15 protein-coding genes are annotated in these 14,723 nt (G+C 70.0%); 8 read left to right on the top strand and 7 right to left on the bottom strand.

All coding sequences use genetic code 11. From position 1 onward, the window contains the following. Window positions 1–292, bottom strand: a 292-nt coding sequence (locus VF542_RS10445; RefSeq protein ID WP_408651643.1) for a helix-turn-helix domain-containing protein, incomplete at its 3' end; no start/stop codon positions are given. An 81-nt stretch (window positions 293–373) separates the two neighbouring features. Between VF542_RS10445 and leuC the strand changes: the two genes are divergently transcribed. The 3 genes from leuC to VF542_RS10430 all read left to right on the top strand — a co-directional run bounded on the left by leuC (window position 374) and on the right by VF542_RS10430 (window position 3,596). Beyond that, complete coding sequence (gene leuC / locus VF542_RS10440) at window positions 374–1,771, top strand: 3-isopropylmalate dehydratase large subunit (RefSeq protein WP_408651642.1); 1,398 nt, start codon at window positions 374–376, stop codon at window positions 1,769–1,771. A 12-nt stretch (window positions 1,772–1,783) separates the two neighbouring features. Further along, entirely contained in the window at window positions 1,784–2,380 is a 597-nt protein-coding gene (gene leuD, locus VF542_RS10435) for a 3-isopropylmalate dehydratase small subunit (RefSeq protein WP_408651641.1), read from the top strand. Between the two features lie 304 nt (window positions 2,381–2,684). Then, a complete protein-coding gene (locus tag VF542_RS10430; RefSeq protein ID WP_408651640.1) occupies window positions 2,685–3,596 on the top strand; it encodes an HU family DNA-binding protein in 912 nt (303 codons plus the stop codon). 68 nt (window positions 3,597–3,664) lie between these two features. Here the strand turns inward: VF542_RS10430 and VF542_RS10425 are convergent, their stop codons facing one another. The 3 genes from VF542_RS10425 to cofC are packed head-to-tail and all read right to left on the bottom strand — an operon-like array spanning window position 3,665 to window position 7,474. Next, window positions 3,665–4,549 carry an NUDIX hydrolase gene (locus VF542_RS10425; protein WP_408651639.1) on the bottom strand — a complete coding sequence of 295 codons (885 nt, stop codon included), beginning with the start codon at window positions 4,547–4,549 and terminating at the stop codon, window positions 3,665–3,667. Beyond that, complete coding sequence (locus VF542_RS10420) at window positions 4,546–6,723, bottom strand: RNA degradosome polyphosphate kinase (RefSeq protein WP_408651638.1); 2,178 nt, start codon at window positions 6,721–6,723, stop codon at window positions 4,546–4,548. Before VF542_RS10420 ends, VF542_RS10425 begins: the two co-directional genes overlap by 4 nt. A 55-nt stretch (window positions 6,724–6,778) precedes the next feature. Continuing rightward, the gene (gene cofC, locus VF542_RS10415) at window positions 6,779–7,474 is read right to left on the bottom strand and encodes a 2-phospho-L-lactate guanylyltransferase (protein WP_408651637.1); all 696 of its coding nucleotides are present in this window, start codon (window positions 7,472–7,474) and stop codon (window positions 6,779–6,781) included. Between the two features lie 102 nt (window positions 7,475–7,576). Here cofC and VF542_RS10410 point away from each other — a divergent pair, with 102 nt between their 5' ends. Genes VF542_RS10410 through VF542_RS10400 form a run of 3 tightly spaced genes read left to right on the top strand, consistent with a single transcriptional unit; the run spans window position 7,577 to window position 10,402 of the window. Next, the gene (locus tag VF542_RS10410) at window positions 7,577–8,308 is read left to right on the top strand and encodes a lysophospholipid acyltransferase family protein (RefSeq protein WP_408651636.1); all 732 of its coding nucleotides are present in this window, start codon (window positions 7,577–7,579) and stop codon (window positions 8,306–8,308) included. Beyond that, window positions 8,305–9,303 carry an NAD(P)H-dependent glycerol-3-phosphate dehydrogenase gene (locus VF542_RS10405; RefSeq protein WP_408651635.1) on the top strand — a complete coding sequence of 333 codons (999 nt, stop codon included), beginning with the start codon at window positions 8,305–8,307 and terminating at the stop codon, window positions 9,301–9,303. Before VF542_RS10410 ends, VF542_RS10405 begins: the two co-directional genes overlap by 4 nt. Then, window positions 9,296–10,402, top strand: coding sequence for a D-alanine--D-alanine ligase family protein (locus tag VF542_RS10400; protein WP_408651634.1), 1,107 nt, complete (start codon window positions 9,296–9,298; stop codon window positions 10,400–10,402). Before VF542_RS10405 ends, VF542_RS10400 begins: the two co-directional genes overlap by 8 nt. Before the next feature lie 26 nt (window positions 10,403–10,428). Here the strand turns inward: VF542_RS10400 and VF542_RS10395 are convergent, their stop codons facing one another. Then, on the bottom strand, window positions 10,429–10,977 hold the full coding sequence (locus VF542_RS10395; RefSeq protein WP_408651633.1) for a DUF3515 domain-containing protein: 549 nt from the start codon (window positions 10,975–10,977) through the stop codon (window positions 10,429–10,431). 65 nt (window positions 10,978–11,042) lie between these two features. Next, on the bottom strand, window positions 11,043–11,285 hold the full coding sequence (locus VF542_RS10390) for an Lrp/AsnC family transcriptional regulator (protein ID WP_408651632.1): 243 nt from the start codon (window positions 11,283–11,285) through the stop codon (window positions 11,043–11,045). Window positions 11,286–11,492: 207 nt separating this feature from the next. On the opposite strand from VF542_RS10390, the gene VF542_RS10385 reads away from it, so the two are divergent. Then, window positions 11,493–12,440 (top strand): thiamine-phosphate kinase, encoded by a 948-nt coding sequence (locus VF542_RS10385; RefSeq protein WP_408651644.1) that lies wholly within the window; start codon window positions 11,493–11,495, stop codon window positions 12,438–12,440. 177 nt (window positions 12,441–12,617) lie between these two features. On the opposite strand, the gene rpmB is transcribed toward VF542_RS10385, so the two are convergent. Then, window positions 12,618–12,809: a 50S ribosomal protein L28 gene (gene rpmB, locus VF542_RS10380; RefSeq protein ID WP_408651631.1), complete on the bottom strand. Its 192-nt coding sequence runs from the start codon at window positions 12,807–12,809 to the stop codon at window positions 12,618–12,620. Between the two features lie 189 nt (window positions 12,810–12,998). Between rpmB and VF542_RS10375 the strand changes: the two genes are divergently transcribed. Then, window positions 12,999–14,612, top strand: coding sequence for a DAK2 domain-containing protein (locus VF542_RS10375; RefSeq protein ID WP_408651630.1), 1,614 nt, complete (start codon window positions 12,999–13,001; stop codon window positions 14,610–14,612). Window positions 14,613–14,723: the final 111 nt, after the last annotated feature.

The following is a 14,723-nucleotide window of genomic DNA, read 5'->3' as shown; positions in this document are numbered from 1 at the left end:
CACTTTCACCCGCGGTGTCGCGCACCCACGCGAGCACCTCGGCTGCGCGTTCGAGCAACGGATCGGCTGCCGCGGCGGCCAGTTCGGCCAGCCGCGGACCAGGTATGAACCGGCCTTGGGCATCGCGGGCGAGCAGCCGGTGCACCTCCAACGCGACAGCCAGCCGGTGGGCGGTCGCTCGGGGGATCGAGGTCTGCTCGACCAGGTCGGCGAGCGCGGCCGGACCGGTGGCGGTGGCGGCAAGAATGGCAACCGTCTTGTCGAGAACGCCGATACCGCTATGCTGTCCCATGAGGCGATATTACGTTCCCAATATCTGAGATACAACAACCGGCGCGCACGGACACCGGTCCAGCTGGAAGGAAAGCCGCGGATGGGCAAGACGCTGGCGGAGAAGCTGTGGGAGAGCCACCTGGTACGCAGCAAGGCGGGCGAGCCGGACCTGCTCTACATCGACATGCACCTCGTCCACGAGGTCACCAGCCCACAGGCCTTCGACGGCCTTCGGCTGGCCGGGCGCCCGGTGCGCCGGCCGGAGCTGACCCTGGCAACCGAGGATCACAACGTGCCGACCACCGACATCTTCGCCCCGATCGCCGACCCGGTCAGCCGCATCCAGGTCGAGACGCTGCGGCGCAACTGCGAGGAGTTCGGCATCACCCTGTACCCGATGGGGCATTCCGAGCAAGGCATCGTGCACGTGATCGGGCCGCAGCTCGGAATCACCCAGCCCGGCATGACGATGGTGTGCGGTGATTCGCACACCTCCACGCACGGCGCGTTCGGGGCCCTGGCCTTCGGCATCGGCACCAGCCAGGTGGAGCACGTGCTGGCAACCCAGACGCTGCCGCTGGATCGTCCCAAGACGATGGCCGTGACCATCGACGGCCAGCTGCCGCCCGGAGTCACCCCGAAGGACGTCATCCTGGCCGTGATCGCCCGCACCGGTACCGGCGGCGGCCAGGGTTACATGGTGGAGTACCGCGGCGAGGTCTTCCGGCAGATGAGCATGGAAGGCCGGATGACCGTGTGCAACATGAGCATCGAGTGGGGCGCCCGGGCCGGCATGATCGCACCGGACGAGACCACCTTCTCCTACCTGAAGGGACGCCCGCACGCGCCGGCCGGTGCGGACTTCGACGCCGCCGTGCAGTACTGGAAGGGGCTGGTCACCGATCCCGATGCCGAGTTCGATGCCGAACTCCGGCTGGACGCCGCCGAGATCAGCCCGTTCGTCACCTGGGGAACCAATCCCGGGCAGGGCGCGCCGTTGTCGGCCAGCGTTCCGGACCCGGCCCGGTTCGCCGACGAGTCCGAGCGGGTGTCGGCGGAGAAAGCCCTCTCCTACATGGGGTTGACGGCCGGCACCCCACTGCGCGACATCAAGGTCGACACCGTGTTCATCGGATCGTGCACCAACGGCCGGATCGAGGACCTGCGGGCCACCGCGGCCGTGCTGCGCGGCCGCAAGGTTGCCGAGGGAGTCCGTGTGCTGGTGGTGCCGGGTTCGATGCGGGTGCGGGAGCAGGCCGAGCGCGAGGGCCTGGATGCGGTGTTCACCGCGGCCGGAGCACAGTGGCGGCAGGCCGGTTGTTCGATGTGCCTGGGCATGAACCCGGATCAGCTCGGTCCCGGTGAGCGCAGTGCCTCGACCTCGAACCGGAACTTCGAAGGGCGCCAAGGCAGGGGCGGCCGAACCCATCTGGTGTCGCCGCCGGTCGCCGCGGCCACTGCCGTCGCCGGGCACCTGGCCAGCCCCGCCGACCTGTAAGGGATCAAGGACATGGACAAGTTCACCGTTCACACCGGCCGGGCAGTGCCGCTACGGCGGAGCAACGTGGACACCGATCAGATCATCCCGGCCGTCTACCTCAAGCGGGTCACCCGGACCGGCTTCCAGGACGCGCTGTTCCAGGCCTGGCGCGCCAGCGAGCCGGATTTCGTCCTGAACCAGCAACGCTATGCCGGAGCGTCGGTGCTGGTGGCCGGACCCGACTTCGGTACCGGCTCATCACGCGAGCATGCCGTGTGGGCACTCTGGGACTACGGGTTCCGGGTGGTGATCTCGCCGCGTTTCGCAGACATCTTCCGGGGCAATTCGCTCAAGGCCGGACTGCTGACCGTGGTGCTGCCGGAGAAGATCGTCCAGCGGCTGCTCGATGACATCAGCGACGACCCGCGGATCGAGGTCACCATCGATCTGCCGGAGCGGCAGGTTCGCTGGCCCGGCGAGGTGCACGGTTTCGACCTGGACGACTACACCCGCTGGCGTTTGCTGGAAGGGCTGGACGACATCGCGTTGACGCTGCGCGACACCATCGCGATCGACCGCTATGAGCAGGACCGCAAGCCATGGCTGCCGGTGGCACTACCACGCTGAGCACGCACCCGTTGGGCGCCTCGCCCGCCACCTAGTCACGTTGACAGCCACCGTCGCCGGCCTGCGCGATCGGGTATTACTCAGTGGTAACAGGCTCATCATCGGCCGCGAGGGACGCTCGATGTAGTCACCGGCCAACGCTGGATCGAGTCGACGACGAGTCAGCTGGTCATCGCCTGCCGCTGGTGTTGGATGAGAAGGTGCCTGCGACACAAGCCGATTGCGTTGTTTCTGGAGCAAGCACGCCTTACCGTTCGGCGTGGAGGTTGGCCACGGTGGCTGACCGGCGGTCCTGGGAGGACACGTGAACAAGGCTCAGTTCATTGAGGCGCTGGCGACTCGTCTCGGCTCCGACAAGAAGGCGGCTGGCACCGCACTCGACGCCGTGCTCGATGAGATCTACACCGTCGTGGTCCGCGGAGAGAAGCTGGCACTGACCGGATTCGGCTCGTTCGAGAAGCGCGACCGCGGCGCTCGGGTCGCGCGCAACCCGGCCACCGGAGCGAGCGTCCGGGTCAAGAAGACCTCGGTGCCCGCCTTCCGGGCCGGCGCCGAATTCAAGGCCGTGATCAGCGGCGCGAAGAAACTGCCCAAGCCTCCCGCCACGAAGGCCGCCGCCAGCAAGGCAGCCCCGGCCAGCAAGGCAGCCCCGGCCAGCAAGGCAACCCCGGCCAGCAAGGCAACCCCGGCTAGCAAGGCAGCCCCGGCGAAGCGGGCCGCGGCCAAGTCCGCACCCGCGGCCGAGTCGGCCAGCAACGGCGCTCCCGCCAAGCGCACCGCGGCCAAGTCCGCACCGGCGGCCGAGTCGGCCAGCAACGGCGCTCCCGCCAAGCGGTCCGCGAGCAAGGCAACCGCCAGCAAGGCAAGCCCCAGCAAGGCAAATCCCGGCAAGGCAACCGCCAGCAAGGCAGCTGCGAGCGAGGCAAGCCCGAGCAAGGCAACCCCCAGCGACGCAAGTCCGGGCAAGTCCACTACCCGCAAGGCAGCCGCGAGCAAGACCGCGCCGGCAGCAGAATCTGCCAGCAACGCCGCCGCCAGCAAGGCCGCTCCCGCGTCCAAGGCTCCCGCGTCCAAGGCTCCCGCGTCCAAGGCGCCCGCGTCCAAGGCGCCGGCGTCCAAGGCGCCGGCCAGCAAGGCTGTGAAGTCCGCTCCAGCAGAAGCCGGCGCGCCGGCCAAGAAGGCGGCCAAGCGCGCTCCCGCCAAGCGCACCAGCTGATCTGCGACAAGGCCCGCCGGCCATGGTGGGCCTTGCCGGCGTGATCGCGAGGACCGTTGCGACGCGGGTCAGCCGCTGGGCCGCGGGTAGTAGTCGGCGGCGATCACGCCACGGTCGGCAATCGTCAGCACCCACAACGAACCCTTGCGTGCCGGGTACCCCGGGCCCGGCACGCCCAGCTGCTCCAGCATTGTCGGGATCGCCTCTCCCTGGCTGCAGATCACGGTCGTGCCTGGCTGTTCCAGCGACTCCTGGATCGTGGCGAGGCCGGCCTCGGGATCCCTGCGGTAGGCCTCATCAGACAGCGTCGGCGCGCTGAGCACCCGCAGGCCGAGCTGATCGGCCAGTGGCTGCACCGTCTGCTCGCAGCGCACCCGGTCAGCGGCCAGCACCCGTTGCGGTCCGAACGCGGCCAGCACCGGCACCGTATCGCGAGCCTGCCGCCAGCCAGCCTTCTCCAGCGGCCGCAGCCGATCGTCACCGGAGTATGCCGATCGCTTGCCTGCCTTGGCGTGCCGCAGCAGCAGCAGGCTGCGGGTAGCGCTCGGCAGCCTGGCGAAATCAGCCAGCACGCCCCGGTCGACCGGATAACTCAACTGCTGGGTTGCCTCGGCGACCGTCGCCCATCGCACCCGGTCGACCTCATCGCCGGCGGCGTGCTCGCCGCCCCGGTAGCGCATCACCCAGTAGGACACCCGCTTGACCGACTCGCCGAACGGGTACTCCACCGACGGCAGGCGCCGGCCGACCTCGACCTCGGCACCGGTCTCTTCCCGCACCTCCCGCACGGCAGCCAGCAGCGCTGGCTCACCGGCATGGAGTTTGCCCTTGGGCAGGGTCCAGTCCTCGTAGCGTGGCCGGTGCACCACCGCCACCAGCACCCGGCCGCCGTCCTGGCGCCACAACACCCCGCCGGCCGCCGGAGTGGCTCGGCTCCGGGTCCGGCCGCTCACGCGCCGCGTGCGGCCAGCCGGGTGAGCAACACCTGCTGGTAGTCCACCGACTTGTTCCCGCCGCCGCGGCGAACCCACTGGTCATCTGGTTGCAGTTCCCAGGCGGTGGTCTGCGGATCGAAGGCCAGATCCAGCGTGGTACGCAACTGCTCGGTGTTGGCGCCGGTTACCTGGGTGAGCACCTCGACCCGGCGATCGAGGTTGCGGTGCATCATGTCGGCCGAACCGATCCAGTACTCGGGCTGGCCGTCGTTGGCGAAGTAGAAGATCCGGGAGTGCTCCAGGAAGCGGCCGAGGATCGAGCGGACCGTGATGTTCTCGCTCAGCCCCGGCACGCCGGCCTTGATCGTGCAGAAGGTCCGCACCATCAACTCGACCCTGACGCCGGCCCGAGACGCCCGGTAGAGCGCGTCGATCAGGGTCTCGTCCACCAGGTGATTGCACTTGATCTGGATGGAAGAGCTCTTGCCCGCCTTGGCATTGTCGATCTCGCGCTCGATCCGCGTCAGCAGCCCGGGCCGCAGACCTTGCGGAGCGACCAGCAGCGTCCGGTACTCGGTCTGGCGGGAGTAGCCGGTCAGCACGTTGAACAGGTCGGTCAGGTCGGCGCAGATCTTCTCATCGGCGGTGAACAACCCCAGATCCTCATACAGCCGCGCGGTCTTGGGGTGATAGTTCCCGGTACCGATGTGGGCGTAGCGGCGCAGTGAGGCACCTTCCTGGCGTACCACCAGCGAGGTCTTGCAGTGTGTCTTGAGCCCGACCAGCCCGTAGACGACGTGGCAGCCGGCCCGCTCCAGCGCTCGGGCCCACTTGATGTTGGCCTGCTCGTCGAAGCGTGCCTTGATCTCCACCAGCGCCATCACCTGCTTGCCGGCCTGGGCCGCGTCGATCAGGGCGTCCACGATGGGCGAATCACCGGAGGTGCGGTACAGCGTCTGCTTGATGGCAAGCACGTTCGGGTCGGCCGCCGCCTGCTCGATGAAGCGCTGCACGCTGGTGGCGAAGGACTCGTAGGGATGGTGCACCAGCACGTCGCCCTCACGCAGGGTCGCGAACACCGACTTCGGCGTCTCGCCGTCGACGAAGCGGGGATGGGTGGCCGGCACGAACGGCTTCTCCTTCAATGCCGGCCGGTCCACGTCATAGACCTGCCAGAGCGCGGTGAGATCGAGCAGGCCCGGAACCCGCAACACCTCCTCGGGCTGGACGTCGATCTCGCTGGTCAGCAGGTCCAGTACCTCGTCGGCGATGTTCTCGGCCACCTCGAGCCGGACGGCCGGGCCGAACCGGCGCCGGACCAGCTCACGCTCCAGGGCCTGCAGCAGGTCCTCGTCGCGGTCCTCCTCCACCTCGAAGTCGGTGTTGCGAGTGACCCGGAACAGGTGGTGCTGGACGATCTGCATTCCCGGGAACAGCGCCGACAGGTGTGCCGCGATCAGCTCCTCGAGCGGCAGGAACCCGGCCGACTCGGCGGTCCTGTCAACGGTGACGAACCGGGGAACGTTGTTGGGCACCTTCACCCGGGCGAACTTGTCCAGCTCGGACCCGGGCTCGCGGACCAGCACCGCCAGGTTGAGCGACAGCCCTGAGATGTAAGGGAAGGGATGCGCCGGGTCGACGGCCAGCGGGGTGAGGACCGGGAAGACTTTGGCGTGGAAGTACTCGGTCAGCGCCTGCTGCTGATGGTCGTCCAGATGTCCCCAGCTCAGGATCCGGATGCCCTCGGCGGCCAGCGCGGGTTCGATGTCGCTCCCGAAGCACCGGGCGTGCCGGGCCACCAGCTCCCGGCTGCGCTCACTGATCATGACCAGCGTCTCCCGGATGGTGAGCCCGTCGGCCGAGCGCACCCCCAGCCCCATCTCCAGTCGCCGCTTCAGCCCGGCCACCCGCACCATGTAGAACTCGTCGAGATTGCTGGCGAAGATCGACAGGAACTTCATCCGCTCCAGCAGCGGCTGCTGCCGGTCCTCGGCCAGCGCCAGCACCCGGGCGTTGAAGTTCAGCCAGGACATCTCGCGGTTGGAGAACCGGTCTTCGGGCAGCTCGGCATCGTCACCGGCAATCTTGACGGCCTGCACCGCCACGGACCCGTCCAGGGACTCGGTGGAGACAGACTCGATGGAAACAGACTCGGGGGAGACAGACTCGGTGGAGACAACTGTTTCGGTCATAGGGCCATTCTGCCCGTCGAAACCCGATCGGCCGACCCCCACCGGCTGGCCGGGCTCACACCAGGTGTGCCACCAGCTGCGAGGTCAGCATTCCGACACCCAGCTGCAGGCACCGGTGCAGGTCCGCCGCCGAGTCCACGTCGCAGCGCAGGCTGGCGGCGGCGTCGAGCTCGCGGGCACCGGAGTCCAGGTGCCGCTGCGCCGATCCCGGACCGAACAGCGGCGCCAGTGGCGTACCGGGCCCGGCGGTGAGCAGCGTGGTGCCGCTTCCGTCCGCGTCGCGCACGAAGCCACGCCCGGCCGCCGGTGCCTGGTGCAGCACGGCCAGCAGGTCAGCGGCCCGTAACGCGGGCAGATCACCGACCATGGCCACCACCCCGTCGCCGGGAAACCGGCGGGCCAGCTCGGCGGCCGCGGCGGCCAACGCCGGGTTGAGGCCGCCACCGGCATCGGGAAGGACCTCGATCTCGGCCGGCAGCGCCATCGCCGGCAGCGCCATCGCGGGGTGCACAGAGAGTTGCCCCGGGACCTGCCCGGAGAGTTGCCCAGTCATCTGCCCCGAGGCCTGTCCCGAAACCACGAACAGCCCGCCCAGCAGCGGATGGGTCCGCAGGGCGAGCACCGCGCCCAGGGTGTCGAGCTGGATGGCGCGGACCAGCTCGGCGTGGTGGGCCTGCTCCCTGGTGGCAGGGCGCAGCCGGGTCTTGGCCGGCGCTCCGTGCTTGATCGGAACCACAACTCGCCACTGCACTCCGCAGATGCTGCCACTAGGGCACGGCGGTGGCAGACTCGCACCCACCGGCGCGGCTCGCCGGCCGGAGTCAGCCGGAGCCAGGAGGAAGGAACTCGATTGGTGCGACGGCACGCGGAGAAGGTAGGGCCGTACATGCGGCTGGCCGTGGTTCTTGTCTATCCCCTGATCACCTTGCTGTTCCGGCGTCGCTGGGTGGGCCTGGACCGGATTCCGGCTACCGGGCCGGCCATCGTGGCGGTCAACCACATCTCCTACGCCGACCCGCTGATCTTCGCCCGGTTCATCTGGGACGCGGGGCGGGTACCGCGCTACCTGGCCAAGGCGAGCCTGTTCACGCTGCCGTTCCCGCTCGGCCGGATCGTCACCGGGGCCGGCCAGATTCCGGTGCACCGCGAGACCGCTGACGCAGCACAGGCGCTGCACGGCGCCGTCGAGGCGCTGGGGCGCGGTGAGGTCGTGCTGATCTACCCGGAGGGCACCGTGACCAGGGACCCCGGATTCTGGCCGATGCAGGCCAAGACCGGGGTCGCCAGGCTCGCGCTGCTGGCGCCCGGAGTGCCGGTGGTGCCGGTCGGGCAGTGGGGCGCCCAGCACTTCCTCGACGTCTACGCGCGCAGGTTCCGGCCGTTGCCACGCAAGCGGATCACCATCCGGGCCGGCGAGCCGGTGGACCTGTCCGAGTTCGCCGGCAGCGCGCCGAGCTCGGCGGTGCTGCACCAGATGACCGACCGGATCATGGTCGCGATCCGTGACCAGGTCGCCGAGATCCGCGGCGAGCAGCCACCGGCGGAGTTCTATCGCTGGTCGGCGGCGAAGCAGGGTCAGCGATGACCCGCGCCGCGGTGCTGGGTTCGGGTTCGTGGGGGACCACGTTCGCCAAGGTGCTGGTCGATGCCGGCACCGACACCGTGATGTGGGCCCGCCGGCCGGAGCTCGCGCGCACCATCAGCCGCGAGCACGTCAATCCCGACTACCTCGCAGGGGTTTCCTTGCCGCGGTCGCTGCAGGCCACCGCCGACGCCGCCGAAGCCCTGGACGGCGCCGACCTGGTGGTGCTGGCGATCCCGTCCCAGGCGCTGCGGGAGAACCTGGCCGGCTGGGCCGGGCTGATCCCGGCCGAGGCGATCCTGGTCAGCCTGATGAAGGGCATCGAGCTCGGCACCGTCAAGCGGATGAGCGAGGTGATCAGCGAGGTCGCCGGGGCCGAAGCGGAGCGGGTGGCGGTGGTCTCGGGACCCAACCTGGCTCGGGAGATCGCCATGGAGCAGCCCACCGCGACGGTGGTCGCGTGCACCGACACCGACCGTGGTGCCCTGGTGCAGCAGGCCTGCAACGCCCCGTACTTCAGGCCGTACACCAATATCGACGTGGTCGGCACCGAATTGGGCGGGGCGGTCAAGAACGTGATCGCGCTGGCCTGTGGGATGGCCGCCGGAATGGGCTTCGGGAACAACACCATCGCCTCGCTGATCACCCGCGGCCTGGCCGAGACCTCCCGGCTGGGGCTGGCCCTCGGTGCCGACCCGGTGACGTTCGCCGGGCTCGCCGGACTGGGCGACCTGGTGGCCACCTGCGCCTCCCCGCTGTCGCGCAACCGCAGCTTCGGCGAGCGGCTGGGCAAGGGAGAGAGCCTGGAGCAGGCCCAGGAAGCGACCCACGGACAGGTGGCCGAGGGGGTGAAGTCATGCCGGTCGGTCCTGGAACTTGCCAACCGGCACGGCATCGACGTCCCGATCACCCGGGTGATGGATTCCGTGTGCTACGGCAGCCTGGCCCCGGTGGACGCAGCACGGCTGCTGATGAGCCGGTCCACGAAGAGTGAGTAGTTCTCCGCTAGCCTCGAAGACCATGGCATCACGAATACGGCTCGCCGTCGTCTACGGCGGGCGCAGCTGCGAGCACCCGGTCTCGGTGCTGAGCGCCGGCAGCGTGCTCGCGGCACTGGATCCGGCCAGATACGAGGTGCTGACCCTGGGTATCACCCGGGCCGGCGGCTGGGTACGCACCGACGTCCAGCCGGACGAGCTGCGGATCGCCGCCCACACCCTGCCCGAGGTGCCGCCGTCGGACACCGAGATCGCGCTGCGGGCCGGTAGCGGCGCGGTGGCGGTCTTCGACGCGGCGTCGGCGATCGCCGTCCTGGACAGCGTCGACCTGGTCTTTCCGGTGCTGCACGGCGCCTACGGCGAGGACGGCACGATCCAGGGGCTGCTGGAGATGGCCGGCGTCGGCTACGTCGGCTCCGGCGTGCTGGCGAGCGCCGCGGCGATGGACAAGGCGTTCACCAAGACGATGCTCAAGGCCGCCGGGCTCGACGTCGGGCGCTACCTGGTGCTCAGGCCGGGTGACCCGGTCGACCAGCAGGCGCTGGAGGAACTTGGCCTGCCGGTGTTCGTCAAACCCGCCCGGGCCGGCTCCAGCATCGGGATCTCCAAGGTCCGTTCCCCCGACGAGCTGCCGGCCGCGCTCAAACTCGCCTTCGAGCACGATTCCAAGGTGCTGATCGAGGCGGCCGTGCTGGGACGCGAGATCGAGTGCGGTGTGCTGCAGGACGCCGACGGCACGGTCTCGGCCTCGCTGCCCGCCGAGATCAGGTTGCGCCCGGACTTCGACTGGTACAGCTTCGAGGCCAAGTACCTGGAGGACGCCTCGGAATTCGACATTCCCGCCGATGTCGGGCCTGACACCATCCAGGCGATTCAGGACGCATCATGCCGGGCGTTCCGGGCGCTGGACTGCGCGGGCCTCGCCCGGGTCGACTTCTTCCTCGATCGCGACGGCCGGCTGGTCCTGAACGAGGTGAACACCATGCCGGGATTCACCGCGATCTCGATGTATCCCAAGATGTGGGCGGCGACTGGTGTCGAGTACCCCGAACTGCTCGACCGGCTGATCGCCACCGCCCTGGCCCAGCACGCGAAGTAGCGCGGCTCGGCTGAACCCAGCCGGCCTCAGCGGTCGGCGCGGCAGATCGGCAGCTTGGCGCCCGGGTTGCCCGCGGCATCGGTGGCGGTACACAGCCGCGGCAGCGCGGACACCGCCGGGGCCAGTAGCGGCAACGGCTGGTCAGCGCCGGCCGGAACGGTGACATCGATGTAGACGCTGCGATCGACGGTGGTGTAGACGGTCCGGTCCCGTTGGGGGTCCGGTTGCCAGAGGACGGCGTCGACCTCCACCAACTGGGCGGCCTCGGCGGTGCCGAACACCGCCGGCTTGGCAACCCCGCACCGGACCACCACGGCCGGGTCCCCCCACGCCGCGACGAACGATGAGTCGGTCTGGGTCCTGCGCGGGGCCAGCTGCCCCAGCTGTACCGGCAGCTTGGCGAACACCTTGACGCAGGCCGCCTGGGTGGCAGGGTCCGGCTTCGGCGGGGCCGGCACGGTCACGGCTGGAAGGACCGAACTCGACGGCGCCGGACCGGGACTGTCGGAGTGCCCGGCGGTCAGCAGGAACGCCAGCACCACCGTCACCGGGGCCGCGATCGCGGTGGCGATCACGGCGGCTCGGCGTTGTGCGCGGTCGATGGCTCGTCCTCAGGGCCGGTGCGAGGCGCCCGGTGCTGCTAGATATGGACCACCGGGCAGGTCAGGGTGCGGGTGATGCCCGAGACGCCCTGCACCCGGGCGACCACCATCCGGCCCAGTTCGTCCATGCTGGAGGCCTCGGCGCGCACGATCACGTCGTACGGGCCGGTGACGTCCTCGGCCATCGTGACGCCCTGCAGGTTGGCGATCTCCTGCGCCACCGAGGCGGCCTTTCCGACCTCGGTCTGAATGAGGATGTAGGCGTTCACCGTCTCTGGCACGGCACGTCCTTTCGTCGTCGCGGGTCGAGCAGCTGAGCGAGCCGCTTAGTCAAAGCAGCTAGAACGTAGCGCAACACCGGTGTAGGCGTGATCCCCGGATCCGGCTGACGGTGCTGCTCGGCGGGTGAGGATCATGGAGGTAGGCACCGCCACGATCCGGCCGCCGCCGGCCGGATCGAGAACCGCACGCACTGGAGGCTGGTCGACATTTCTGAGCCTAGAACGATCGCTGACCTGGGTGAGTTCGGCCTGGTCCGGCGGATCACCAGCGCGCTGGCGCCTGCGGAATCGGCACTGATCGGCCCCGGTGACGACGCGGCGGTGCTGTCCTGCCCGGACGGGCGGGTGGTCGCCTCGACCGATCTGCTGATCGAGAACCGGCATTTCCGCCGGGACTGGTCGACCGCCAACGACATCGGCCACAAGGCGGCCGCCCGCAACTTCGCCGACATCGTCGCGATGGGCGCCCAGCCGACGTCGCTGCTGGTGGGGCTCGGCGCGCCGGCGGACCTGGAACTGAGCTGGCTCGACTCGCTGCTGGCCGGCTTCGCCGAGGAGTGTGCCGAGGTCGGCGCCGCCGTGGTGGGCGGTGACGTCAGCGCGGCCGACTCGGTGCTGCTGGCGGTGACCGCGCTGGGAGACCTGCAGGGACGCGAGCCGGTACGGCTGTCGGGCGCGAAGCCCGGCAACCTGGTCGCGGTCACCGGACGGCTCGGCTGGGCAGCGGCCGGCTATGCGGTGCTCTCGCGCGGATTCCGCTCACCGGTGCAGGTGGTCAACGCCCACCGCAGGCCCGAGCCGCCCTATCAGGAGGGCATCCGGGCCGCCGAGCTGGGCGCGACCGCGATGACCGACGTCTCCGACGGCCTGGTCTCGGACCTGGGTCACCTCGCCGAAGCCAGCGGCGTGCGGATCGAGCTGCGCCGCGACGCCCTGGCCCCGGCGGCCAAGCTCCGCGACGTCTCCTCGGCCCTGAACACCGATCCGATGACCTGGGTGCTGGGCGGCGGTGACGACTACGCGCTGGTGGCGACCTTTCCCAACGACACCCGGCTGCCGGACTCCTGGCAGGTGATCGGAATGGTGAACGAGGGCTCCGGCGTCCGGGTGGACGGCCTGAGCTGGGCACATCTGGGCCACCAGCACTTCCGCTGAGCACTCGGGTCGGTTCCTGGCTCGCCGAACGGGCTGGCTGGAATGACGATTGGCCGAATGACAACGGGCCGGCTCCCTGGGGAACCGGCCCGGTCTGTGCTGGCGGATCTGTGCTGGCGAAGGCCTGTGCTGGTGAAGGCCTGTGCTGGTGAAGGCCTTGCGGCCGGCACGGCTGGATTAGGCGCGGGTGACCTTGCCCGCCTTCAGGCAGGAGGTGCACACCGAGACCCGGCGGCGGGTGCCCGGCGCGACGAGCGCGCGGACGGTCTGCACGTTCGGGTTCCACCGGCGGTGGGTACGGCGGTGCGAGTGCGAGACGGACATGCCGAAGCCGGGCCCCTTGCCGCAGACATCGCAGTGGCTGGCCACAATGGCCTCCTCAGATCTTGGTATGAACGTTTCGGGCAACCGGACAAGTGTAGCCAGCGACGTCAGCGCGATCCAAACCGGCGGCGCTGACCAGTCGCTGACCAGTCGCTGACCAGTCACAGTGCGGACCAGCCACAGTAGGGTATCGGCCAGACCAACGCCGGAGTGTGTCGTGAGGAAGGGGCACGGATGCTCGCGCTGCTCGATGCCTCGGCGGTCCGCCGCTGGTGCAGCGCGGCGGTGGACGGCCTCGACGCCCGCCGGGGCGAGATCGACGACCTCAACGTCTTCCCGATTGCGGACGGCGACACCGGCACCAACCTCGCGCTGACCATGCACGGCGCCGCCGACGCGGTGGCAGCCGATCGTTCGGGCACCGTCAGCGGGGTGCTGGCGGCGATGGCCAAGGGCGCGCTGTTGGGTGCTCTCGGCAATTCCGGCGTCATCGTCGCCCAGATCATCTCGGGCCTGGCCGAGGCCTGCGACGGCGCGGTCGAGGCCGATGGCACCTTGCTGGTCAAGGGGCTGCGGCTGGCCACCGACGCGGCCTACGCCGCCGTGGCCGAGCCGGTCGAGGGCACCATGCTGTCGGTCGTGCGGGGGAGCGCGGAGGCCGCCGAGGAGCTCGGCGACTCGCCCGAGCTGGCAGCCGTGGTGTCCGCCGCCGCCGCCGGTGCCACCGCCGCGCTGGCCGGCACGCCCCAGCAGCTGGCGGTGCTGGCCGAGGCCGGCGTGGTCGACGCCGGCGGGTGCGGTCTGGTGATCGTGCTGGACGCGCTTGCCGCGGTGATCACCGGGCAGGGCACGCTGGGACCGGCGCAGCTCTCACCGGCCCGCAACCGGCAGGCGCTGGAAATGGTGCGCGAGTCGGGCAGCCCGGAGTTCGGATACGAGGTGCAGTACCTGCTGCACGCCTCGGAGTCGGCGCTGCCACCGCTGAAGGCCGTGCTGGCCGAGCTGGGTGACTCGCTGGTGGTGGTCGGCACCGGTGACGGCCCGTTCAACGTCCACGTGCACGTCAACGACGTGGGTGCGGCGATCGAGGCCGGTATCGAGGCCGGCCGGCCGCACCGAATCACCGTCACCCGGTTCGCCGACCAGGTGGCCGGCCAGTCGTCGGAGACCAGCCGGTCGGGGATCGCCCTGGTCGCCGTGGCGCCCGGCGACGGGCTGGCCGAGCTGTTCCGCTCCGAAGGGGTGTCGGTGGTCGAGGGCGGTCCCAGCGCGGGTTCGGCGCCGTCGGCGGCCCAGGTGCTGGCTGAGATCCTGCAGACCGGGGCGGCCCAGGTGATCCTGCTGCCCAACGCCCCGGCGGTACGGGCGGTGGCCGAATCCGCTGCCGCCCAGGCGCGCGAGCAGGGCGTCAGCGTCGCGGTGGTACCCACCAAGTCGCCGGTGCAGGGACTGGCAGCGGTGGCGGTGCACGACCGGACCCGGCGGTTCGAGGACAACGTGATCGCCCTGGCCGAAGCCGCCGCCGCCACCCGGTTCGCCGAGGTCACCATCGCGGTCGGTGACTCCATCACCTACGCCGGCCGGTGCTCGGCCGGTGACGTGCTGGGCCTGATCGACGGCGAGGTGGTCGAGATCGGCGCCGACGTCGCCGGGGTGGGTATCAGCCTGGTGCGCCGGCTGGTGGCCGCCGGCGGTGAGCTGGTGACCGTGCTCTCCGGCGCCGATCCTGGTTCCGAAGCCGCCGCGCAGGCCGTGCACACCTACCTGCGCAGTCGCCATCCGCTGGTCGAGGTCAGCGTGTTCGTCGGCGGCCAGCCGGAGTTCCCGCTGCTGATCGGGGTCGAGTAAACCGCCCGGCAGTTTCTGGCACAGTGGCGTCATGGCGACCCGGACCACCCTGCTGCGCGACGTGCTGGGCGGCAAGTCCAGCAAGGCGGTGGAGAAGGCGCTCGGGTACAG

The sequence above is a fragment of the Jatrophihabitans sp. genome (genome assembly GCF_036389215.1).
GTDB lineage: Bacteria > Actinomycetota > Actinomycetes > Mycobacteriales > Jatrophihabitantaceae > Jatrophihabitans_A.
This window is presented reverse-complemented; position numbering and strand designations above follow the sequence as displayed.